A 20,589-nucleotide genomic window follows, 5' to 3' on the forward strand; every position below is an offset into this window, starting at 1 on the left:
TTTAAATATTAAATATGGCGAAGTGGTTTAGCATAGGATTTTGGGAACTAGTAGCTCGAATTGTCCTCAAAAATAGAATTTTAATGTTATCGATTATTATTGCGATAACAGCTCTTTTAGCATTACAATGGAAAAATATACAGTTTTCATTTACAGAGGCTAATTTACTTCCTGACGATCACATCGTTAATAAAGAATACAATGCTTTTTTAGATAAATTTGGCGAAGAAGGAAACTTAATCGTCGTTGGCGTAAAAGATGATGCTTTTTTTACACCAAAAGCTTTCGCTGCTTGGAACAAATTAATGACCGAAATCAAAGCGCAAAAGGAAGTCGATTTAGTGGTCTCGATAAATGATTTAAAGCAATTAAAGAAAAATGAATCATTACAAACTTTTGAATTAGTCCCTTTTGTTGATTCTAAGAAAACAAATAGTGCAGCATATTTGAATTCAATCAAGAAGGATTTGTTTCAGAACATGCCTTTTTACGAAGGTTTACTTTTTAATAAAAAAAGCGGAAGCATTCGCTCAGCTATTTATCTAGACAAAAAAATTGTAAATACTGCACATCGTAAGGATTACATTGTAAAAGAATTTATTCCAAAAATAGATGCTTTCGAGAAAGAAACCGGAATTGACTTACGTGTTTCCGGAATGCCTTATATCCGTACGTTAAATGCTTTGAGTATTGTAAATGAAATCAGTCTGTTTATTGGTGCTTCGTTACTATTAACTTCCTTAATATTTTTCTTCTTTTTTCGTTCGTTTCGCGCTACATTGATTGCCATCATAATTGTAATTATTGGTGTCATGTGGACTTTTGGATTATTAGGATTGTTCAATTACCAAATCACGGTTCTTACTGCACTTGTTCCAACATTAGTTATCGTCATTGGAATTCCGAATTGTATTTTCCTAACCAATAAATACCAACAAGAATATAGCGCACACCACAACAAAGCAAGAGCTTTACAGCGCGTTATTACAAAAGTAGGAACAGCAACGCTGATGACTAATCTAACCACGGCGGCGGGGTTTGCCACTTTTATAATTACTAGTAGTCATCTTCTTAAGGAATTTGGTATTATTTCCTCTTTAAGCATTATTTCTCTTTTCTTTTTATGTTTGATTGTAATTCCTATTTATTACAGTTACCAACCCGTTCCTAAACAAAAGCATTTAGAACATTTAAATCGTAATTACACCCGTAAATTCATAAACTGGATTGCAAAAACAGTAAAATACAATAGAAAATATGTCTATATCGTTGCCTTAATTGTATTTTTAGTAAGCATTATGGGCGCTTTAAAAATCAAAACTTCAGGAAGCCTTATCGAAGATATGCCGAAAAATACTAGCTTTTATAAAGACATTTTATTTTTCGAAAAAGAATTTGAAGGAATTATGCCTCTTGAAATTACGGTTGACACCAAAAGAAAAAAAGGGGTTATGAGTTTGTCTACACTAAAAAAAATGGACGAATTACAGGAAACTATAGAAGAAATTCCAGAACTTTCTAAACCTATTTCGATATTAAACCTAGTTAAATATTCAAAGCAAGCGTATTATAATGGCAATCCTGATTATTATGATTTACCAACCTCACAGGAGCAAAGTTTTATTTTAGGTTATGCTAAAAATGCTACAAAAAACTCGAAAAACAATTTAATGAAAAGCTATGTAGATAGCTCAGGACAAGTGGCAAGAATCACCACTTTTATGAGAGACATTGGCACCGGAAATATGGCTAAAATCGAAGATAAACTTTGGGCAAAAGCCAATAAAATTTTTCCTAAAGATCGCTATCACGTCGTTATGACTGGTAAAGCATTGGTTTTTGAAAAAGGAACACAATATTTATTAGACAATCTTGTCACTTCACTATTATTTGCTGTATTTTTAATTTCATTATTAATGGTTTTCATGTTCCGTTCTTTTAAGATGGTGATCGTTTCGTTGATTCCAAATTTACTTCCGCTTGTAATTACTGCTGGATTGATGGGTTATTTTGGCATTCCATTAAAACCTTCAACCATTTTAGTTTTTAGTATTGCCTTTGGACTTTCAGTTGACGATACGATTCACTTTTTGGCACAATACCGTCAAGAACTAAAGCGCAATAATTGGAAGATAAAAAAATCAGTTTTTGCTACAATAAAGGAATCAGGAATAAGTATGTTTTATACTTCGGTAGTATTATTTGTTGGTTTCTCTGTATTCATGTTATCTGATTTTGGTGGCACTGTCGCTTTGGGCGGATTAATCGCTATTACCTTAGCCTTCGGGATGTTATCAAACTTAATGTTATTGCCTTGTCTGGTTTTAACATTAAACAAATCATTGACTAACAAGCAAGAATTTATTGAACCTAAAATTGTTATTTTAAATAATCCAAAGGATGCAGACAACGAAGTTTAGCATTAATTCCGATTTATTATTAAAAAATTACCTTACAATTTTACAATGAAATTATGAAAAGATTAATGATCGCTATTCATTAATAAAAAAATTATTGTGCCTCAACTTTTTTTAAAGTAAAATAGTAACCTTTTAAGGGTTAGTCCATTTTGTTAAATTAAGTTCAAATCTAAATATCTTAACAGCTGTTTGCGTAAGCTTTTTAATACTGAAGTGACAATTATTGATTGCATTTTGATATTAAAAATCCGTTAACAGCTGTTAACTTATTTATAATGGCTATTAATAAACCTCCCCAAACCTAATACATTTGCAAAGTATTAGAACAATACTATAAAAATTTATTCCTATATAACTACTTAAAGTAGCACATATAAATTAAAAAATTGCGTCATGAACATTAGAAAAAAAATTTTAACTAGTGCTTTATTCTTCGTTTTCATCTATTCTGCTTCTGCACAATATCTAGTAAAATCAAGTGATTTAAATCAAGAAGGAGCCTTAGAATTAGCAAAGCAAGCCAATTTAGAAGCTCAGAAAATTAACAAAAAAGTTTCTGTTGCTGTATTAAATTCCTCTGGTGTTACTATACTTTTACTAAAAGGCGATAATGTAGGACCTCATAATACAGAAGCATCAAGAAGAAAAGCATACACCTCTTTTTCTACGAAAACACCTAGTTTGCTGTTAATGAAAAATGCAGAAGAAAGCAAGGATGCTAAAAATCTAAATACCTTACCCGAATTACTTTTATTAGGTGGAGGTGCACCCATTTGGAAAGACGGAAATTTAGTAGGAAGCATTGGGGTATCCGGTGGTGGTGGCTCTGAAAACGATAACAATATTGCTATAAAAGCAATTGAAAATTTAGGTTTTAAAATCAGTCAATAATCTCTTAATTAAATTACAATGAAAATAAAAAGTCTATTACTAGTATTATTTCTTGCTACAGCAAGTATGTCATTTGCGCAAGAAGTAAAATACCAATTATCAAGTCATATTTTAGATATTACTCAAGGAAAACCGGCAGCTGATGTTAAAATAACTTTATCCAAACAAGATAAAGACGAGAAATGGGTGAAAATTGATGAAAAATACACAGACAAAAACGGACGCATAGCAGATTTTGTTAAAGCAGACGGAAAAGATCATACTGGCATTTACAAACTTACATTCCACACTGAACCTTATTTCAAAAAGGCGGGACAAAAATCATTTTATCCTTTTATCGAAATCGTTTTTGAATTGAAAGACAATGAACATTACCATGTACCAATTACACTTTCTCCTTTTGGGTATTCTACTTACAGAGGAAACTAAAATACATAGTTGGTTTTATTTAAGGTAAAACTAAATTTACAAAAATTGAAGAGGACTCGAATTCTGAAACTAATCAGAATTCTAGTCCTCTTTTTTATTTTAGAATTTACTTTTTTCTTAAATTTACAAAACATCATTTTTTTTTAGATGACACTCGTGAATTAAATGATTATTTCCTAGACTCTTAGTTTGACAAATTCTAAAAAAATAAATACGATTAGCATGACAGAAAGTTTTGGAGATAAAGTAATCAATTTTAATAGACAATTAAACTTTTCGGGATCGCTTCCTGATGGCTTTAAAGTCATTAATCCGTATATGGACAATCCTGAAACGATGCAAGTGATGCAGCAATTTTACCATAAATTTTATTCTGATACAGAACAACGAAAATTTATTGTCGGTATTAATCCAAGTCGTCATGGAGCTGGTGTAACAGGAGTACCTTTTACAGATACAAAGCGATTGGAAAGTGTTTGTGGCATCAAAATGGAATCTGCACATACACATGAAATATCGTCTGTATTTATGTATGACATGATTGCAGAATATGGCGGAGCAGCAACTTTCTATAAACAATTTTACATCAACTCCCCTTTTCCGTTAGCTATCGTAAGGAAAACGAAAGAAGGTAACTGGCTCAATGCTAATTATTACGATGATGCTGCTCTTTTTGAAATGGTAAAGGAATTTATGATTTTGACCTTAAAAAATAATATTGGCATCGGATTAGATACTTCTGAAGTATATGTATTAGGAAAGAAAAATGCATTATTCATTCAAAAATTAAATAAAGAAGCCCATTTATTTGAGCAAATAAAAGTATTAGAACATCCGCGTTACATCCAACAATATAAATCGAAAGAAAAGCAAATTTATATTGACAAATACATACTCACACTCAATAATGAATTATGAGCACTACAAAAACAGCTGTAATTTATACGATAGGTCACTCTACTCACAGCATTGAGGTGTTTTTGAGTATGCTTCAATCATTTGATATCAAAACAGTTGTTGACATCCGTCGTTTTCCGGGTTCACGTAAATATCCGCAATACGATCAGGAAAATTTAAAAAATTCATTAGAAAAAGCTGGAATACAATACATTCATTTAGTTGACTTAGGAGGAAGAAGAAAAGCAGATAAAGACTCGAAAAACACAGTCTGGAAAAATGAATCTTTTCGAGGCTATGCCGATTATATGGAAACCGAAGCTTTTGAAAAAGGGGTTGAACAACTCAAACAAATCGCCTTAAAACAAACCACTGCCTATATGTGTTCTGAAGCCGTTTGGTGGCGATGCCATCGCTCAATGGTTTCTGATTATCTTAAAGCAAAAGGATGGAATGTTTTACATATAATGAACATCGCAAAAATTCAAGAACATAAATATACCGCACCAGCAAGAATTGTTAATGAAAAGGTTTTTTATTCAGAGGAAACCTAGTGGATTATTTATCCATATGTTTTAAATTATAATTAGAAAGTCAATCATGAAAACAACATTCAAAATAGGCGACCAAGTAAGTTGGAACTCCGAAGCGGGAATAGTTTCAGGAACCATCATCAAAATACATACTGAGAATTTTGATTACAAAGGTTATACCCACCACGCAACCGAAGAAGATCCTCAATATGAAATAAAAAGTAGCAAAACAGATCATATTGCGGCCCATAAAGGAAGGACGCTTACCAAAATACAATAAAATTAACTCTAGAAACCGATTGCTATTAATACACAGATTATTTGTCATAAATACAAGTTTTTTTAGATAAAGGAATTATATTTATTTACTATTTAGATAACTACTAAATTGAAAAAACAAGTAAGTTTCTTAAATTTAACCTAATGAACTTGTAGAAAAACGCTAATGTAATGTTAATACACACAATACTACAGCGTATAGTTTTGAAATGACTGTTATATAATCTATCTTAGCATTTAGAAAAAAAACAAACAATGGACAAGCTATATTTTTTATATAAAAAACCTTATAAGTTAGGTCTTGTTTTGTCTTTGCAGTATAAACAAGACGATGCTTTTTTAAAAAGCTCTAAAGAGTTTATATCTTAAACCCTGTCGCAACCCAAGACAGGGACTCCTTTACTATTCAATTTATCTTTATAAAATAACGCATCAAAGCTTTGATGAAGTTTTTCATGGTCGAATCCCATCTTTTAATAGTGTGGGTATTTGATATTTGGGTATTAAAAAAACTTCTAAAAAGTAGTGCAACAAAAAACTAATAAAATGTCAAAAAGTTTAATTTTAACTACCGGAGTATACGATATGATTAAAGATCATGTCAAAAGAAAAAAAGCAACAGCAGTTCAAGAAGCTACCTTATTATTGCAACTTAAAAATGCAAAACAAGTCACAAGAAAAGAATTACCAGAAAATGTAATTAACATAGATACTCGTGCAACTATCAAATACCTAGATACTAACGAAGAGGAAGTTTTTACGTTTGTTGCTCCAGACAAAGCAAAAAGAAGAAACAATACGGAATCGATTATGTCTACAATGGGTCTAGCATTAGTAGGTTGTCAAGAAGGTGACATCATTAATTGGGTTTTTGAAGAAGGAGAAAAAGAAATTGAATTATTGAAAGTAGAAAGAATCTAAATTCAAATTCTTTTAGCTACTAATTAGCACCAAAAAAAACAGTTTCAAATTTAATTTTGTGACTGTTTTTTTTTGTTTAAATATATTCGATTATTTTACTTTATTTTTTAAAATTAAGATTACAACCATACAAAAGCCTGATTGTGGCGCACATTCTGCGTGAGAAATTTGGGTATTTTGTATTTAGAAAAACAAATAACCACTAAATAACAATTACCAACAAAACATCTAAATTTTGGCCACGTGTTAGCCCCGATAGTAGCGGCATCCTTTTACTTTTTTCTCAAAAAAGTAAAAGATATAGCGAATAGCGGGAAATAGCTCCTTATTACCTCATTTCCCATCATAAAAATAGAAACAAATCAATTATATTTGCATTTCGGTTGCGAGACAATTTTTAATATCAATTATATACCTAAAATGAGACATACAAGAGTTAAAGACTTACTAAACAGTACCACGACACTTCATGAAGTAAATGCAAAAGGATGGGTGAGAACTTTTAGAAACAATCAATTTATTGCTTTAAATGATGGTTCTACGATTGATAATATTCAATGTGTAGTCGATTTTGAAAACACGCCAGACGAAACCTTGAAGAGAATTACTACTGGAGCTGCTATATCGGTAACAGGAACTTTGATCGAAAGTAAAGGTGCTGGACAGAAATTTGAGATTCAAGTGGCAAAACTAGAAATTCTTGGAGATTCAGATGCGGAGAAATTCCCAATACAACCTAAAAACAAACCAAGTCTTGATTTCTTGCGTGAAAATGCGCATTTAAGAGTTAGAACAAATATGTTTGGAGCCATTATGAGAGTGCGTTCAGTATTGTCGTATGCGGTTCATAGTTACTTTCAACAAAAGGGTTTTGTATATGTAAATACACCAATCATTACAGGATCTGATGCTGAAGGCGCTGGAGAAATGTTTAAAGTAACGGCGCTACCATTTGACGGAACACCAAGAACCGAAGATGGGAAAGTAGATTATAAAGAAGATTTTTTTGGTAAAGAAACCAACTTGACGGTTTCTGGACAATTAGAAGGAGAAACTTTTGCAATGGCTTTGGGTCAGATTTATACTTTTGGACCAACTTTTAGAGCAGAGAATTCAAATACTTCTCGTCACCTTGCTGAATTTTGGATGATTGAGCCAGAAGTAGCTTTTAATGATTTGAATGACAATATGGATTTGGCTGAAGATTTTATTCAGTATGTTATTAAATATACGATGGATAAATGTCCTGAGGATTTAAAATTCTTAGAAGGTCGTTTATTAGATGAAGAAAAATCGAAACCAGCTGCTGAAAGAAGCGAAATGCCTCTTTTAGAAAAATTAAATTTTGTCCTTGAAAATAATTTCAAACGTGTTTCCTACACGGAAGCAATTGATATTTTAAGAGAATGTACGCCAAATAAAAAGAAAAAATTCAACTATATCATTAACGAATGGGGTGCTGACTTACAATCAGAACACGAGCGTTATTTAGTTGAAAAACACTTTAAATGTCCGGTAATCTTGTTTGATTATCCTGCAAACATAAAAGCATTTTACATGCGTTTGAATGAAGATGGAAAAACAGTTCGTGCAATGGATATCCTTTTCCCTGGAATTGGAGAAATCGTAGGTGGATCTCAAAGAGAAGAGCGTTTTGATGTTTTAGTTGAAAAAATGAAAGCTTTAGGAATTGACGAAGAAGAATTATGGTGGTATTTAGACACTAGACGTTTTGGATCTGCAGTTCACTCTGGCTTTGGTCTTGGATTCGAGAGATTGGTTCTTTTTGTTACGGGAATGACAAACATTAGAGATGTAATTCCTTTTCCTAGAACACCACAAAACGCTGAATTTTAATTTTCACAACTCAATTTGATCAGACACTAAGTCTTTCTTATTAATAAGTAAATTTGCCACAAAGGCTCTAAGACACTAAGCTTCTTTTAAATTTTGGAAAGAATGTATTAGATAAACGAAGCTTGCTTTTGAAACAATAAAAACATTTATTAGGATTAAAGAAAAGTAATCAATGAATTGGTGTACAATAATAACTAATGAATATGATTACAGAGAGAACAGAAGAAATAGCTAAAATAATAGTAAATTCAGCCTATAGAGTTCATAAAGAATTAGGACCTGGTTTACTAGAAAGAGTCTATGAAGTTTGTTTAGCTCATGAAATCAGTAAAGTTGGACTGAATGTAAAAAGACAAATAGATATACCGATCGTTTATGACGGTATTGAATTTAGCGAAGGTTTACGACTTGATTTATTAGTTGAAGATTGTATTATTGTAGAGATAAAAGCAGTTGAAACAATAAATCCTGTATGGCAAGCTCAAATTATTAGCCATTTAAAACTTCTAAACAAAGAAATTGGTTTTTTGATTAATTTCAATGTACCATTAATAAAAAGTGGTATTAAAAGATTCATTAACACAAAAAATAATTATTAGAAGGCGATAAAATTATTAAATAAAACTTTTCGCCTTAGTGGCCAAAAAAACAAACAAATTATTGCCTTTATAAATAGAAAAATTAGATAAAAACTTTGCGCCTTTGCGTCTTAGTGGCAAAAAAAACAAACAAATTAGTGCCTTTATAAATAGAAAAATTAAATAAAAACTTTGCGCCTTTGCGTCTTAGTGGCAAAAAAACAAACAAATTAGTGCCTTTATAAATAGAAAAATTAAATAAAAACTTTGCGCCTTTGCGTCTTAGTGGCAAAAAACAAATAAATTAGTGCCTTATTATGCTAAAGCAATTCTTAAATTTAAAATTATCACAGAAATTATCTCCTCAACAAATTCAGTTGATGAAGCTAATTCAATTGCCTACGCAAGCCTTTGAACAACGTTTGTTAGAAGAAATGAACGAAAATCCGGCTCTTGAAGCTGGAAAAGAAGAAGATGAGTTTGAAAATGACGAGTTTGAAAACGAAGATTACGATGATTATGATGACGCCGAATCAGAGCGAATCGATGCTGAAGACATTAACATCGATGAATATCTAAGTAACGACGAAACTCCAGATTATAAAACGCAAGCCAATAATTATAGTGACGACGATGAAGATCGCGAAACGCCATTTGCAGCGCCAGTAAGTTTTCACCAAGATTTAATTAATCAATTGAACACTTTCATATTGAACGATGAAGAACGTGAAATTGCAGAATTTTTAGTGGGAAGTATTGACGATATGGGATACATTCGTCGCAGTGTACCTGATATGGTAGATGATATGGCATTCACGCAAGGTATTTACACTGATGAGAAGATGGTTGAAAAAATGATGCAAGTCATTCATGAACTAGAACCTTCCGGTGTTGGAGCGCGCGATTTACAAGAATGTTTATTGTTGCAATTAAAACATAAAACGCCAACAGAATATGTAGAACTTGCCACTGATATCATCGAGAATCAGTTTGATGCCTTTACTAAGAAACATTACGATAAGTTAATTCAAAAATATAGCGTTTCGAACGAGCAACTTAAAAAAGCGGTTCATGAAATAGAAAAACTAAATCCAAAACCAGGTGGCGCATTTACTGGAAACAATAAAATTACCGAAAATGTTGTCCCTGATTTCGCTATTAGAATTGTTGATGGCGAATTAGAATTAACCTTAAATGGTAGAAATGCTCCTTCCCTACACGTTTCTAAAGATTACCAGGAAATGATGCAGACCTATAAGGATTCTCGCGATAAATCAGCACAGCAAAAAGATGCGGTTCAGTTTATCAAACAAAAATTAGACTCGGCCAAATGGTTTATTGATGCGATACGCCAACGTCAGGAAACACTTTTTGTTACGATGAATGCAATTATGCATTATCAAGAAGAATTTTTCTTAGATGGTGATGAAACCAAATTGAAACCGATGATTTTAAAGGACATCGCTGATATGGTAGGTCTTGATATTTCGACAATTTCACGAGTGGCTAACAGCAAATATGTAGAAACACCTTATGGTACGAAATTGATCAAAGAATTTTTCTCTGAAGCGATGAAAAATGATCAAGGTGAAGATGTCTCTACCTTAGAAATCAAGAAGATTCTTCAAAATACGATTGAGGAAGAAGATAAGAAAAAACCACTTCCGGATGATCAATTGGCTGAAATCCTAAAAGAAAAAGGGTATCCTATAGCCAGAAGAACCATTGCGAAATACAGAGAACAACTCGATATTCCTGTAGCGAGAATGAGAAAGAAAATGTAAGATTGCCTATTTGAGATTTAGTGTTGACAAATAAAATAATACTTATTATATATTTATTGTGCCGTTTTTCTCTAAAGCAATTCAAAAAAAAAAATGTTTCTATAAAATAAAAAACCCTTTCAGAATTTAAAATTCTGAAAGGGTTTTTTATTTTATACACTTTTATATTTCAATCTAGTTCCGCTTCGCTCTTCTTGGTTGAGTTTTACTTCTCCTGATCTTTTCGCATGGCATGATAATAAGCTGCACGACTTAGCGGTTCGTATTCTTCGGTTTCACCAAGCATTACCAATTTATCATTATCCGTTTTACGAAAACTATAATTAGCTAAATTTCCGGTGCGTGTACATACAGCGTGAACTTTAGTTACATATTCGGCAGTTGCCATAAGAGCGGGCATTGGACCAAAAGGGTTGCCTTTAAAATCCATGTCTAAACCAGCTACAATAACACGAATCCCTTGATTAGCCAAATCGTTGCAAATTTTCACGATTTCGTCATCAAAAAACTGAGCTTCATCTATACCAACTACATCGCAACCTTGTGCTAAAATAGCAATATTTGCAGCAGCAGGAACTGGTGTAGAGCGAATTTCATTGGCATCATGTGAAACCACCATTTCTTCATCATAGCGGGTGTCAATAGCAGGTTTAAAAATTTCAACTTTTTGTTTAGCAAATTGTGCTCTTTTGAGACGACGAATCAATTCTTCGGTTTTACCCGAAAACATAGATCCGCAAATGACTTCAATCCAGCCGAACTGCTCTTTATGATTTACTGTATTTTCGAGAAACATTTTGTATTTTTCTGACTTAAAAAATGAATAGTTTTTATTACTTTGTAATAGAGAAATCGACTTAAAAATTTTATACTTTTACGTCGTTTCAAAAGTATGACATTTTTATTAAAAGGTCGCTTCTTCCACTAGCTAAAATAAAACTCCGGAAGGAATATATCGAAAAGACCCGCCTAACACACTACAATTTCAAAGTTATGAAAAAAAAATTGGAAGCTGATCTCATCAGCATTGCTCACAGAGTATTACAGTTAAAAAATAAATCTGACATCAATCAATTATATTTAGAAACACAGAAATTATACGAAAAATTGGCTGTTCTAAGATTTGTAGAAGATCATTTTAGCGAAGCAAAACCCACCATTGGATATTCAGAGATTTCAAAAGAAATCGAATCTGTTTTTGAAAATCCCAGTTTAGAATCAGAGTCGATCCATGCAATAGAAGAAAATCCTATTGAAGAAAAGGAAGAACTTGAAATAGAAAAGGAAGAAGAAAACGCTATTCAAGAAAATAATGAAGTTGTATTAGAAAAGCAAGAGGAAAAAACTTCTTTATCTAGTGAAAATCCAACAGAAGAATTACCTTCAATTGAAGCAATAGAGGAAACTGAAAATATCACAGAAGAATCAGAAGAAAATACTTTTGAAACTACAGAAGAAGAAACTATTAACGAAGCCGTTGAAGAAACTAAAGAAGATACTAAAATAGAAGTTACACAAGAAAATGCAGCACCGATAATCACAGAATCGGAAAATACTCCTTTTGTTCCTGCTTTCGAAATATCACCTGTAGAAGAAGTCGAAACAGAACTAGAAACACCTAAGAAATCAGATGTTGTACAAATATCATTTGAAGAACTATTAGGAGGAAATTATCATGACACCTTATTTGTAAAAAAAGATCAAGTACAAAATACGGCTGCTGTGATTGAAACTCCAATACCCGCTGAGGAGAAAAAAACAGCCGTTTTAAAAACCAATATTATTGAAGTTGAAGTAGCTGAGCAATCAGAACCAAAAACAGTCTCTCTTAATGATAAGTTATCCAAAGGAATAAATATCGATTTAAACGATAGATTGGCTTTTATAAAACATCTTTTTGGTAATAGCAGTGAGGATTATAATCGCGTTTTAAGCCAATTAATCACCTTTAATACCTTTTACGAAACAAGAGATTTTGTTCAGGAAATGGTAAAACCAGATTACAACAATTGGGACGGAAAACAAGAATATGAAGACCGTTTTATGGACATTATTGAGAAAAAATTCTTGTAATTTATTATTAAATTCAATGAAAAGGAATTTTAACAAATTTAGAAGAACTGAAATTTGTAATTAATTATCTAACTATGTCAAAATTATATATCGTTCCTACGCCTATCGGCAATCTCGAAGACATGACTTTTCGAGCGATTCGAATTCTTAAAGAAGTCGATTTGATCCTTGCAGAAGATACGCGTACGAGCGGAAAGTTACTGAAGCATTTTGAAATTGGCACACACATGCACAGCCATCACATGCATAATGAACATAAAACAGTTGAGAATTTAATTTCTAGATTAAAAGCAGGAGAAACAATTGCATTAATTTCTGATGCTGGAACTCCAGCGATATCAGACCCTGGGTTTTTACTAACTCGTGCCTGTGTAGAAAACGGAATCACTGTAGAATGTTTGCCCGGCGCCACTGCTTTTGTACCTGCATTAGTAAATAGTGGCTTGCCGAATGATAAATTTATTTTCGAAGGTTTTTTACCCGAAAAGAAAGGACGCCAAACTCGTTACTTAGAATTAGCTGAAGAAACTAGAACGATGATTCTCTATGTTTCCCCTCATAAATTAGTAAAAACACTAGCTGAATTTGTTACTTACTTTGGTGAGGATCGCCAAATTTGTGTTTCTAGAGAACTATCAAAATTACACGAAGAAAACCGAAGAGGTACAGCAAAAGAAGTTTTGGCCCATTTTGAAAAAACGCCTCCAAGAGGAGAAATTGTAGTAGTGGTTGCCGGGAAAACCATCGTTAAAGAAGCTAAAAAATCTAAATTTTCACCAGAAGAAGAAATATGAATAAAGAGAAAATTATAATAATTGGTGCTGGATTATCGGGTTTAATGATTGCCTATTTGCTTCAAAAAAAAGGCTATAATATAACTATTTTAGAAGCAGACAAACGTATTGGTGGACGTATAGAAACTCTTACGGGTTCTAGCGGAGCAACAATGGAAATGGGAGCCACTTGGTTCAGTAAACCGCATCAAAATCTTATTGCATTATTAGAGGAATTCGAAATACCTTATTTTAAGCAACATACTAAAGGTATCTCCTTTTTTGAAACGATGTCGTTTGTTCCTCCACAAAGATTTGAAATTTCGGATGCCGAAGAACCTTCCTTTAGAATAGTGGGTGGAACAGCCAAATTAATTGAAAAATTAATTACTGAAGTTGGCTTAGAAAATATTAAAACCAAAGCTAAAGTAACAGCTGTAAAAGAAATTGAAAATTATATAGAAATTACAGATTCTAACGGAATTAAACACACAGCAACAAAGATTATCAGTACTTTGCCTCCGCATTTGTTAGTTCAAACTATACAATTCGAACCCCATTTGCCAGAAAAAATTCAGCGATTAGCCAAAAAAACACATACTTGGATGGGCGAATCGATAAAATTTGCGGTTGAATATGCCAATCCATTTTGGAAAGAAAATAATTATTCAGGCACACTTTTCAGTCAAGCCAGTATCATTCAAGAAATGTATGATCACAGCAACAATGACAATAAAGGATTCGCGCTTAAAGGATTTCTAAATGGCGGCACTTATACACTCACTAAAGAGCAACGAGAAGAAAAAGTACTACTTCAATTGACAAAAGTCTTTGGTAAAGAAGCTGCGAATTATGTTGCCTATCACGAAAAAGTATGGCGCGAAGAACCACTGACTTTCTTTCCTTATGAGCAACTCGTTTTGGGACATGAAAACAATGGAAATTCAGAGTATAACAAACCACTCTGGAACGATAAGTTATATGTTTCTGGTTCAGAAACTGCCTCCCAAAATCCAGGCTATATGGAAGGAGCAATCGTTGCTGCTAGAAACATAGCTACTCAATTTTAATACACTACAAGATGAATATAGCTTCTTTTTTAGAAAAATTAAATAAAAATCCAAAATCGATTTCTTTTACCGAAACGATTGCAGTAATAGAAGAAAACTACACTTTCGAGCCAACAGCATTCGAAAATGGAGTATTACACAATACGGCGGAGGAAAATACTGGTTCTTGCAAATTATTTGCTTTTGCAGAATTACAAAACTTATCTCAGTCAGACACATTATCTTGTTTTGGCGCATATTATTATGACGAGGTGTTAAAAAACCCTAATGGGAACAATCACCAAAACATCCGCAATTTCATGAAAACCGGTTGGGAAGGAATTGCATTTTATGGCAGTCCTTTAAAATTGAAGTAAACTATTTAAGACTTTTGATTTTCAGAATACAAATCTAAAATCAGAAATCGATAATCCTCAATCAAAAATTACATGCGTTGGACAATTCAACCTAAACCTTCCGAAGATAAAATCAAGCATCTGGCGCAGGCCTTAAATGTGGAAGATTTTGTAGCGCAATTATTAATTCAGCGAGGTATTGAAAATTTTGAAGAGGCTAAGGTTTTTTTTCGTCCCTCTCTAGAGCATTTGCACGATCCCTATTTAATGAAAGATATGGAAAAAGCGGTCGAGAGAATTGAAAAAGCAATTCAGAATCAAGAGCGTATTCTTGTTTTTGGCGATTATGATGTAGATGGTACTACTGCAGTTTCGCTTGTTTCTTCTTATCTAAAAAGCTATTATCCTGAAGTAGCTACTTATATTCCGGACCGTTATCAGGAAGGCTATGGCGTTTCCTTTATGGGAATTGACTATGCCGATGACAATGGATTTTCACTAATCATTGCTCTAGACTGTGGTATAAAATCGATTGATCATGTTGCTTACGCAAAAGAACGAAACATCGATTTCATCATTTGTGATCACCACCGTCCAGGAGAAACATTGCCCGATGCGGTTGCAGTTCTCGATCCAAAAAGAGAGGATTGCAACTATCCGTATGACGAATTATGCGGTTGCGGAATTGGTTTTAAACTGATTCAGGCTTTAGGAAACAACAGAAGTCAAACCATAGAAGATTTAGTTCCTTACTTAGATTTAGTTGCCGCTGCCATTGCCGCCGACATTGTTCCTATGACTGGTGAAAATCGAGTTTTAGCCCATTTTGGATTACAAGTAATCAATAGCAATCCGAGACCTGGAATTAAGGCTTTGGTGCATCAAATAAAAAAGAAAGTTTTAGATATAACCGATGTGGTTTTTATTATTGCACCGCGAATAAATGCTGCCGGTCGCATCAAACACGGAAATCATGCCGTAGAATTATTAACGGAATTTGATTTTGAACAAGCGCAGCAATTCGCTTCTGAAATTGAAGCTTACAACTCGGAACGCAAGGATTTAGATAAATTAATCACTAAAGAGGCACTAAAACAAATTGAAGAAAACAATGAAAAAGAGCGTTTTACATCAGTAGTTTTTCAGGAAGATTGGCACAAAGGAGTAATCGGAATTGTCGCTTCTCGATTAATTGAAACGCATTATCGTCCTACTTTAGTTTTCACAAAAAGTGGCGATAAATATGCTGCATCTGCTCGATCTGTAAAAGGATTTGATGTGTATAATGCACTCGAAGCTTGCTCAGAACATTTAGAACAATTTGGCGGACACATGTATGCTGCCGGAATGACTTTAAAAGAAGAGAACTATCTCTTATTTAAAGAAGCATTTGAAAGAGAGGTTGAAAAAACCATTCATCCTGATATGCTGGTTCCAGAAATTTCTATTGACGCTGAAATTGATTTTTCTGATATAACCCCAAAATTAATCCGAATTTTAAAACAATTCGAACCTTTTGGACCCAAGAATATGACTCCAACTTTTTTAACGAAAGATGTTAAAGACACTGGATACGGAAAACCAATGGGAAAAGACGAGGAGCATTTACGTCTTTTTTTAAAACAAAATGGAAGCGAAGGAATCGCAGCAATTGGTTTTGGTTTAGGAGATAAATTTGATTTAACAACAAACCAAAAACCTTTTCAAGTTGCCTACAATATTGACGAAAACGAATGGAACGGAAAAACATCAGTTCAATTAAGATTAAAAAGTATTAAGTAATGAGCACAGAAATAAAGCAAAAAAAAGATCCTTACGCCGCCTTACGTTTTAAAGAATTCAATACTTTTTTATTACTGCGATTTGCAATGGTATTTGCTTGGTCGATGCAATTCATTATCATAGAATGGCAAGTGTACAGTATTACCAAAGACCCTCTTTCGTTAGGAATTATAGGATTAATGGAAGTAATTCCAGCTATTTCCTTAGCTTTATTTGCCGGACATGTTGTAGATCAAAAAGAGAAAAAAGGACTACTTGTAAAATGCATTCTCGCTTTTTCAGTCATCAGTTTTGGTTTGTTTTTGCTTACTTGGCCAGTCGTGATTGGCGATATTTCTACACAAACTATTTTATATTCTATTTATTTCTTAGTTTTTTTGGGCGGATTAGTGAGAGCCTTTCTAGGACCAACTATCTTTTCTTTACTTTCCCTAATAGTTCCCAAAAAAGTATATCCTAATGCAGCAACTTGGAGTAGTTCTGTATGGCAAATTGCCTCAGTTGCTGGCCCAGCGCTAGCGGGATTCTCGATCACGCTTATTGGTGTACATTGGTCGATGTGCACTGTTTTTGCTTGTTCTCTTTTTGCATTATTGGCTTTATCTCAAATAAAGAAAAAACCTATTCTGAATCCTAAAATTGGAGAACCTGTAATGCAGAGTTTATCCGAAGGAATCAAATTTGTATTCAATAACAAAACAGTATTAGGAGCCATTACATTAGATATGGTTGCCGTTCTGTTTGGTGGCGCTATTGCTTTATTACCCATTTTTGCACAAGATATATTAAAAGTAGGCCCTGAAGGTTTCGGTTTTCTAAGAGCTGCTCCTGCAGTTGGTGCCTTTTTAACGATGATTATTACAGCTTATGTTCCATTGAGTAAAAATGCAGGACTAAAACTGCTAGCCGCCATATTTGCTTTTGGAATCTGTATTATTGTTTTTGGACTTTCTACTATTTTCTGGGTTTCACTAATCGCATTATTCTTTAGTGGTGTTTTCGATGGAATCTCAGTAGTGATACGTCAAACCATTTTGCAACTAAAAACTCCAGATCACATGCGTGGCCGAGTTTCAGCAGTAAACTCTATGTTCGTAGGCTCTTCAAACGAATTAGGTGCATTCGAAAGTGGATTAACAGCGCGATTAATGGGAACTGTAACTGCGGTTGTTTTTGGCGGAAGCATGACTCTTGTAGTCGTTTTGACTACTGGAATAATATCACCAACCTTTAGAAAACTAGATTTAAGAAAAGATTTAGAGGAACACGAAAACGGATAATAGTTGTTTTTTATTTAGAATAATTATAAATAATACTTATATTTGCTTCAAATATTTTTTGAAATGCAAACGATAAAACAGATTTATATAAATGATTTTGGAACTTCTTTCTACTGGAGAAAAGAAAACAAAGTCATCGTTGATAAAGTGCAATTGGTCTTTAAAGAAATGGGATTCTACTGTAATAAATTAGAAATCGAACAATTTAAAGAATGTATTAAAGAAAGCTATAGTGTAAATAGCGAATGTGCAGATTGCGAACTAAAAAGCAAATGCTACAAATTTTTATTGAAAACACCTTTTTCACAAATTGACTTAGCAGTTACTATGCAAGAATTAGACAAGCTTAAAGATCTTATTGAAGGTACTATATTTAAAATAAATCTTGATGATTATTTGTATGGCGTAGGAATGAATTAGTTATCGTATTTTTTGATTTCAAAATTCTCACCATCAAAAACACCGTAGGTAAAATAGCTAATCCAGTCACCAAGATTAACATATTCAGCATTTTCGCCTACCAAAAGTTTCATCGGTAAATGACGATGACCAAAAACAAGGTAATTATAATGTTTGGTTTCTAATTTTCGCTTTGAATACAAAATAAGCCATTCGTTCTCTTCACCAAGAAAAGTTACGTCTTCATCGCCAGAAATTAACTTATTTTTGACCGATAGATATTGCGCTAAACGAACACCTATATCGGGATGAACCCAACGAAAAAGCCATTTAAAAAAAGGATTTGTAAATACCTTTTTCATGCGTTTATATCCTAAATCTCCTGGACCTTTTCCGTCACCATGACCGATTAGGAATGTTTTATTTCCAAACGTATATTCTTGATTGTCATGAAAAACAGGGATATTCAATTCTTTCTGAAAATAATCTTCCATCCATAAATCATGATTCCCAACGAAGAAGTATATAGGAATTCCACTGTCTCTAATTTCGGCTAGTTTTCCCAAAACACGAATAAATCCCTTGGGAACAACCGTTTTATATTCAAACCAAAAATCGAACAAATCTCCCAAAATAAAAATAGCTTCTGCGTCTCGTTTTACTTCGTCAAGCCAAGCTACAAATTTTTGTTCTCGAGGAAAACTCAATTCTGGAGTTGGCGCACCAAAGTGTTGATCTGAAGCAAAATATATTTTTTTATTTGGAGGTAATTGCATGAATTTATAGTGTAGATTTCACATTATCAGAAGCATACCATTCAGCAAAAGAAGAATCTGTTTCTTGCAATTTTAAGGAAAAAAGAGCGATTCCTTCTGGCAATCTATTGATGATTCTTTTTGAAAAATCAACGACCATATTCTCGCTAGTTGGTTGGTAATCGACCAAAATAACATGATGACCACGAGTAATTAATTCGTTAGCTAATTCTACATGTGGCGTTGTTCCGTTAAAAACAGTTGCGTGATCAAATTGATCTACAATTTCTTCTTTCACAATTTTTTTTAAATCGGTAAAGTCAATGACCATTCCAAATTTAACATTAGAACGATCGGTAATTGGAGATCCTATTACAGTAACAGATAGCTTATAACTATGCCCGTGAACATTTTTACATTTCCCGTCATAACCATATAAGGCATGTCCGGTCTCAAAACTAAATTGTTTGGTAATTCTTATATTGCTCATCAGACTTTTATTTTAATGCAAATTTAGTGAATAATTAAAGTTCTTTGTCTCTTTTTTTTGCACTCGTATACATCCAATAGGCTAACAAAACTAAAACCACAAAAGGAATAAGAGAACCTATAACAACCCCTATTTGATAGCCGTTGTCTGTGGCATTTTTTAACTTTTCTTCTATGTTTACTTTTTGAACAAGTGTTAGAATTGTGATCATGAGTTATTTTTTGAATTGTAGTAAAGCTTTTATAGTAAAATCAGAAAGAACTAATCTACCCGAAATTGCAGCACGTTCTATAAGAAGTGTTGACCAATGTTGAGTTCCTTCCCACAAAACTTTTTTCATTTCTAGTAATGCATCAGGATTATAGCTTGATAATTTTGAACTAAAATCAACAACTGCAGCATCAAGCTCCAAATCATTTTCAAAAATCCCTGCATACAATCCTTTGCTAAAAGCCCATTGAGCCGATTTCCAGTCTTGTGCTGCCAAAGTCATTTCGGACATGGCATTTTTACCTATTTTTCTAGAAACAGCAGGTTCTATAACAAATGGACCAATTCCTATTGCCAACTCAGAAAGTTTTATAGAAGCATTATTTGTAGCCAAAGTATAGTCGCAAGCGCAAGCTATACCAACACCTCCACCAACTGCTTTACCATGGATGCGCCCAATTATAAGTTTAGAACACGATCGCATAGCATTGATTAAATGAGCAAATCCAGAAAAAAACTGAGTTCCTTCTACTTCATTAGAAACTGCTAAAAGTTCGTCAAAAGAAGCTCCTGCACAAAAAGCACCTTTACCCTCACTTTGTAAAACTATAACTGAAACTAAAGAATTATTACTTAAATTATTAAATTCAGACGTAAGTCTATCTAGCAATTCTCTTGGAAAAGAATTACTTGAAGGATGACCAAATGTGATGGTTGCTATTTTATTTTCGATGGTTGTATTAAGAGAACCAATAGGACTTTGTGACGACATATCAATTTTTTTTTGAATGTAAAAATACAATTATCAAGAGGAATATGTGTATTTGGAAAGA

At 33.1% G+C, this 20,589-nt stretch carries 22 protein-coding genes; 17 read left to right on the plus strand and 5 right to left on the minus strand.

Annotated elements, in window-relative coordinates:
- Positions 1-14: 14 nt before the first annotated feature.
- The 10 genes from J3S90_RS03610 (at position 15) to rpoN (ending at position 10,589) form a co-directional block, all read left to right on the plus strand.
- Positions 15-2,420: an efflux RND transporter permease subunit gene (locus J3S90_RS03610; RefSeq protein ID WP_210644787.1), complete on the plus strand. Its 2,406-nt coding sequence runs from the start codon at positions 15-17 to the stop codon at positions 2,418-2,420.
- A gap of 393 nt (positions 2,421-2,813) precedes the next feature.
- A complete protein-coding gene (locus J3S90_RS03615; RefSeq protein WP_210644789.1) occupies positions 2,814-3,311 on the plus strand; it encodes a heme-binding protein in 498 nt (165 codons plus the stop codon).
- An 18-nt stretch (positions 3,312-3,329) separates the two neighbouring features.
- On the plus strand, positions 3,330-3,740 hold the full coding sequence (uraH, locus tag J3S90_RS03620) for a hydroxyisourate hydrolase (protein WP_188049009.1): 411 nt from the start codon (positions 3,330-3,332) through the stop codon (positions 3,738-3,740).
- Between the two features lie 222 nt (positions 3,741-3,962).
- Positions 3,963-4,658: an SMUG2 DNA glycosylase family protein gene (locus J3S90_RS03625; protein WP_210644791.1), complete on the plus strand. Its 696-nt coding sequence runs from the start codon at positions 3,963-3,965 to the stop codon at positions 4,656-4,658.
- Positions 4,655-5,191, plus strand: a complete 537-nt coding sequence (locus J3S90_RS03630) for a DUF488 domain-containing protein (protein WP_210644793.1) — start codon at positions 4,655-4,657, stop codon at positions 5,189-5,191. The genes J3S90_RS03625 and J3S90_RS03630 overlap by 4 nt, the downstream gene beginning before the upstream one ends.
- Positions 5,192-5,237: 46 nt before the next feature.
- Positions 5,238-5,450 (plus strand): hypervirulence associated TUDOR domain-containing protein, encoded by a 213-nt coding sequence (locus tag J3S90_RS03635; RefSeq protein ID WP_210644795.1) that lies wholly within the window; start codon positions 5,238-5,240, stop codon positions 5,448-5,450.
- A 545-nt stretch (positions 5,451-5,995) separates the two neighbouring features.
- A complete protein-coding gene (locus tag J3S90_RS03640; protein WP_188049015.1) occupies positions 5,996-6,370 on the plus strand; it encodes a GreA/GreB family elongation factor in 375 nt (124 codons plus the stop codon).
- A 420-nt stretch (positions 6,371-6,790) separates the two neighbouring features.
- Positions 6,791-8,227 carry an asparagine--tRNA ligase gene (gene asnS / locus J3S90_RS03645; RefSeq protein ID WP_188049016.1) on the plus strand — a complete coding sequence of 479 codons (1,437 nt, stop codon included), beginning with the start codon at positions 6,791-6,793 and terminating at the stop codon, positions 8,225-8,227.
- 203 nt (positions 8,228-8,430) lie between these two features.
- Entirely contained in the window at positions 8,431-8,826 is a 396-nt protein-coding gene (locus J3S90_RS03650) for a GxxExxY protein (RefSeq protein ID WP_210644796.1), read from the plus strand.
- A 296-nt stretch (positions 8,827-9,122) separates the two neighbouring features.
- Positions 9,123-10,589, plus strand: a complete 1,467-nt coding sequence (rpoN, locus tag J3S90_RS03655; protein WP_210644799.1) for an RNA polymerase factor sigma-54 — start codon at positions 9,123-9,125, stop codon at positions 10,587-10,589.
- A gap of 205 nt (positions 10,590-10,794) precedes the next feature.
- Here rpoN and J3S90_RS03660 read toward each other — a convergent pair whose 3' ends face one another.
- Positions 10,795-11,385 carry a thymidine kinase gene (locus tag J3S90_RS03660; protein WP_188049018.1) on the minus strand — a complete coding sequence of 197 codons (591 nt, stop codon included), beginning with the start codon at positions 11,383-11,385 and terminating at the stop codon, positions 10,795-10,797.
- A gap of 197 nt (positions 11,386-11,582) precedes the next feature.
- On the opposite strand from J3S90_RS03660, the gene J3S90_RS03665 reads away from it, so the two are divergent.
- The 7 genes from J3S90_RS03665 (at position 11,583) to J3S90_RS03695 (ending at position 18,322) form a co-directional block, all read left to right on the plus strand.
- Positions 11,583-12,662: a hypothetical protein gene (locus J3S90_RS03665; protein ID WP_210644801.1), complete on the plus strand. Its 1,080-nt coding sequence runs from the start codon at positions 11,583-11,585 to the stop codon at positions 12,660-12,662.
- Between the two features lie 74 nt (positions 12,663-12,736).
- Positions 12,737-13,456, plus strand: a complete 720-nt coding sequence (gene rsmI / locus J3S90_RS03670) for a 16S rRNA (cytidine(1402)-2'-O)-methyltransferase (protein WP_210644803.1) — start codon at positions 12,737-12,739, stop codon at positions 13,454-13,456.
- On the plus strand, positions 13,453-14,505 hold the full coding sequence (locus tag J3S90_RS03675; protein ID WP_210644805.1) for a flavin monoamine oxidase family protein: 1,053 nt from the start codon (positions 13,453-13,455) through the stop codon (positions 14,503-14,505). The genes rsmI and J3S90_RS03675 overlap by 4 nt, the downstream gene beginning before the upstream one ends.
- Before the next feature lie 11 nt (positions 14,506-14,516).
- Positions 14,517-14,861, plus strand: a complete 345-nt coding sequence (locus J3S90_RS03680) for a HopJ type III effector protein (RefSeq protein WP_210644807.1) — start codon at positions 14,517-14,519, stop codon at positions 14,859-14,861.
- Between the two features lie 72 nt (positions 14,862-14,933).
- The gene (gene recJ / locus J3S90_RS03685) at positions 14,934-16,622 is read left to right on the plus strand and encodes a single-stranded-DNA-specific exonuclease RecJ (protein WP_210644809.1); all 1,689 of its coding nucleotides are present in this window, start codon (positions 14,934-14,936) and stop codon (positions 16,620-16,622) included.
- Entirely contained in the window at positions 16,622-17,902 is a 1,281-nt protein-coding gene (locus J3S90_RS03690; protein ID WP_210644811.1) for an MFS transporter, read from the plus strand. The genes recJ and J3S90_RS03690 overlap by 1 nt, the downstream gene beginning before the upstream one ends.
- Positions 17,903-17,965: 63 nt before the next feature.
- Entirely contained in the window at positions 17,966-18,322 is a 357-nt protein-coding gene (locus J3S90_RS03695) for a hypothetical protein (RefSeq protein ID WP_210644813.1), read from the plus strand.
- Here J3S90_RS03695 and J3S90_RS03700 read toward each other — a convergent pair.
- From J3S90_RS03700 to J3S90_RS03715, 4 genes are read right to left on the minus strand one after another with little or no spacing between them, the layout of a single operon-like run.
- Positions 18,319-19,077 carry a UDP-2,3-diacylglucosamine diphosphatase gene (locus J3S90_RS03700; protein WP_210644815.1) on the minus strand — a complete coding sequence of 253 codons (759 nt, stop codon included), beginning with the start codon at positions 19,075-19,077 and terminating at the stop codon, positions 18,319-18,321. The two genes, J3S90_RS03695 and J3S90_RS03700, sit on opposite strands and share 4 nt — an antisense overlap.
- Before the next feature lie 4 nt (positions 19,078-19,081).
- Positions 19,082-19,546, minus strand: a complete 465-nt coding sequence (locus tag J3S90_RS03705; protein ID WP_210644817.1) for a 6-pyruvoyl trahydropterin synthase family protein — start codon at positions 19,544-19,546, stop codon at positions 19,082-19,084.
- A 34-nt stretch (positions 19,547-19,580) separates the two neighbouring features.
- Positions 19,581-19,757, minus strand: a complete 177-nt coding sequence (locus tag J3S90_RS03710; RefSeq protein ID WP_188049028.1) for a hypothetical protein — start codon at positions 19,755-19,757, stop codon at positions 19,581-19,583.
- A 3-nt stretch (positions 19,758-19,760) separates the two neighbouring features.
- Positions 19,761-20,528: an enoyl-CoA hydratase/isomerase family protein gene (locus J3S90_RS03715; protein ID WP_210644819.1), complete on the minus strand. Its 768-nt coding sequence runs from the start codon at positions 20,526-20,528 to the stop codon at positions 19,761-19,763.
- Positions 20,529-20,589 lie beyond the last annotated feature (61 nt).

The sequence above is a fragment of the Flavobacterium flabelliforme genome, assembly GCF_017948675.1.
Taxonomy (GTDB): Bacteria; Bacteroidota; Bacteroidia; order Flavobacteriales; family Flavobacteriaceae; genus Flavobacterium; species Flavobacterium pygoscelis.

Coding starts and splice junctions, on each gene's coding strand:
- J3S90_RS03610 (WP_210644787.1), top strand. CDS start 15: ATGGCGAAGTGGTTTAGCATAGGATTTTGGGAACTAGTAGCTCGAATT.
- J3S90_RS03615 (WP_210644789.1), top strand. CDS start 2,814: ATGAACATTAGAAAAAAAATTTTAACTAGTGCTTTATTCTTCGTTTTC.
- uraH (WP_188049009.1), top strand. CDS start 3,330: ATGAAAATAAAAAGTCTATTACTAGTATTATTTCTTGCTACAGCAAGT.
- J3S90_RS03625 (WP_210644791.1), top strand. CDS start 3,963: ATGACAGAAAGTTTTGGAGATAAAGTAATCAATTTTAATAGACAATTA.
- J3S90_RS03630 (WP_210644793.1), top strand. CDS start 4,655: ATGAGCACTACAAAAACAGCTGTAATTTATACGATAGGTCACTCTACT.
- J3S90_RS03635 (WP_210644795.1), top strand. CDS start 5,238: ATGAAAACAACATTCAAAATAGGCGACCAAGTAAGTTGGAACTCCGAA.
- J3S90_RS03640 (WP_188049015.1), top strand. CDS start 5,996: ATGTCAAAAAGTTTAATTTTAACTACCGGAGTATACGATATGATTAAA.
- asnS (WP_188049016.1), top strand. CDS start 6,791: ATGAGACATACAAGAGTTAAAGACTTACTAAACAGTACCACGACACTT.
- J3S90_RS03650 (WP_210644796.1), top strand. CDS start 8,431: ATGATTACAGAGAGAACAGAAGAAATAGCTAAAATAATAGTAAATTCA.
- rpoN (WP_210644799.1), top strand. CDS start 9,123: ATGCTAAAGCAATTCTTAAATTTAAAATTATCACAGAAATTATCTCCT.
- J3S90_RS03660 (WP_188049018.1), bottom strand. CDS start 11,385: ATGTTTCTCGAAAATACAGTAAATCATAAAGAGCAGTTCGGCTGGATT.
- J3S90_RS03665 (WP_210644801.1), top strand. CDS start 11,583: ATGAAAAAAAAATTGGAAGCTGATCTCATCAGCATTGCTCACAGAGTA.
- rsmI (WP_210644803.1), top strand. CDS start 12,737: ATGTCAAAATTATATATCGTTCCTACGCCTATCGGCAATCTCGAAGAC.
- J3S90_RS03675 (WP_210644805.1), top strand. CDS start 13,453: ATGAATAAAGAGAAAATTATAATAATTGGTGCTGGATTATCGGGTTTA.
- J3S90_RS03680 (WP_210644807.1), top strand. CDS start 14,517: ATGAATATAGCTTCTTTTTTAGAAAAATTAAATAAAAATCCAAAATCG.
- recJ (WP_210644809.1), top strand. CDS start 14,934: ATGCGTTGGACAATTCAACCTAAACCTTCCGAAGATAAAATCAAGCAT.
- J3S90_RS03690 (WP_210644811.1), top strand. CDS start 16,622: ATGAGCACAGAAATAAAGCAAAAAAAAGATCCTTACGCCGCCTTACGT.
- J3S90_RS03695 (WP_210644813.1), top strand. CDS start 17,966: ATGCAAACGATAAAACAGATTTATATAAATGATTTTGGAACTTCTTTC.
- J3S90_RS03700 (WP_210644815.1), bottom strand. CDS start 19,077: ATGCAATTACCTCCAAATAAAAAAATATATTTTGCTTCAGATCAACAC.
- J3S90_RS03705 (WP_210644817.1), bottom strand. CDS start 19,546: ATGAGCAATATAAGAATTACCAAACAATTTAGTTTTGAGACCGGACAT.
- J3S90_RS03710 (WP_188049028.1), bottom strand. CDS start 19,757: ATGATCACAATTCTAACACTTGTTCAAAAAGTAAACATAGAAGAAAAG.
- J3S90_RS03715 (WP_210644819.1), bottom strand. CDS start 20,528: ATGTCGTCACAAAGTCCTATTGGTTCTCTTAATACAACCATCGAAAAT.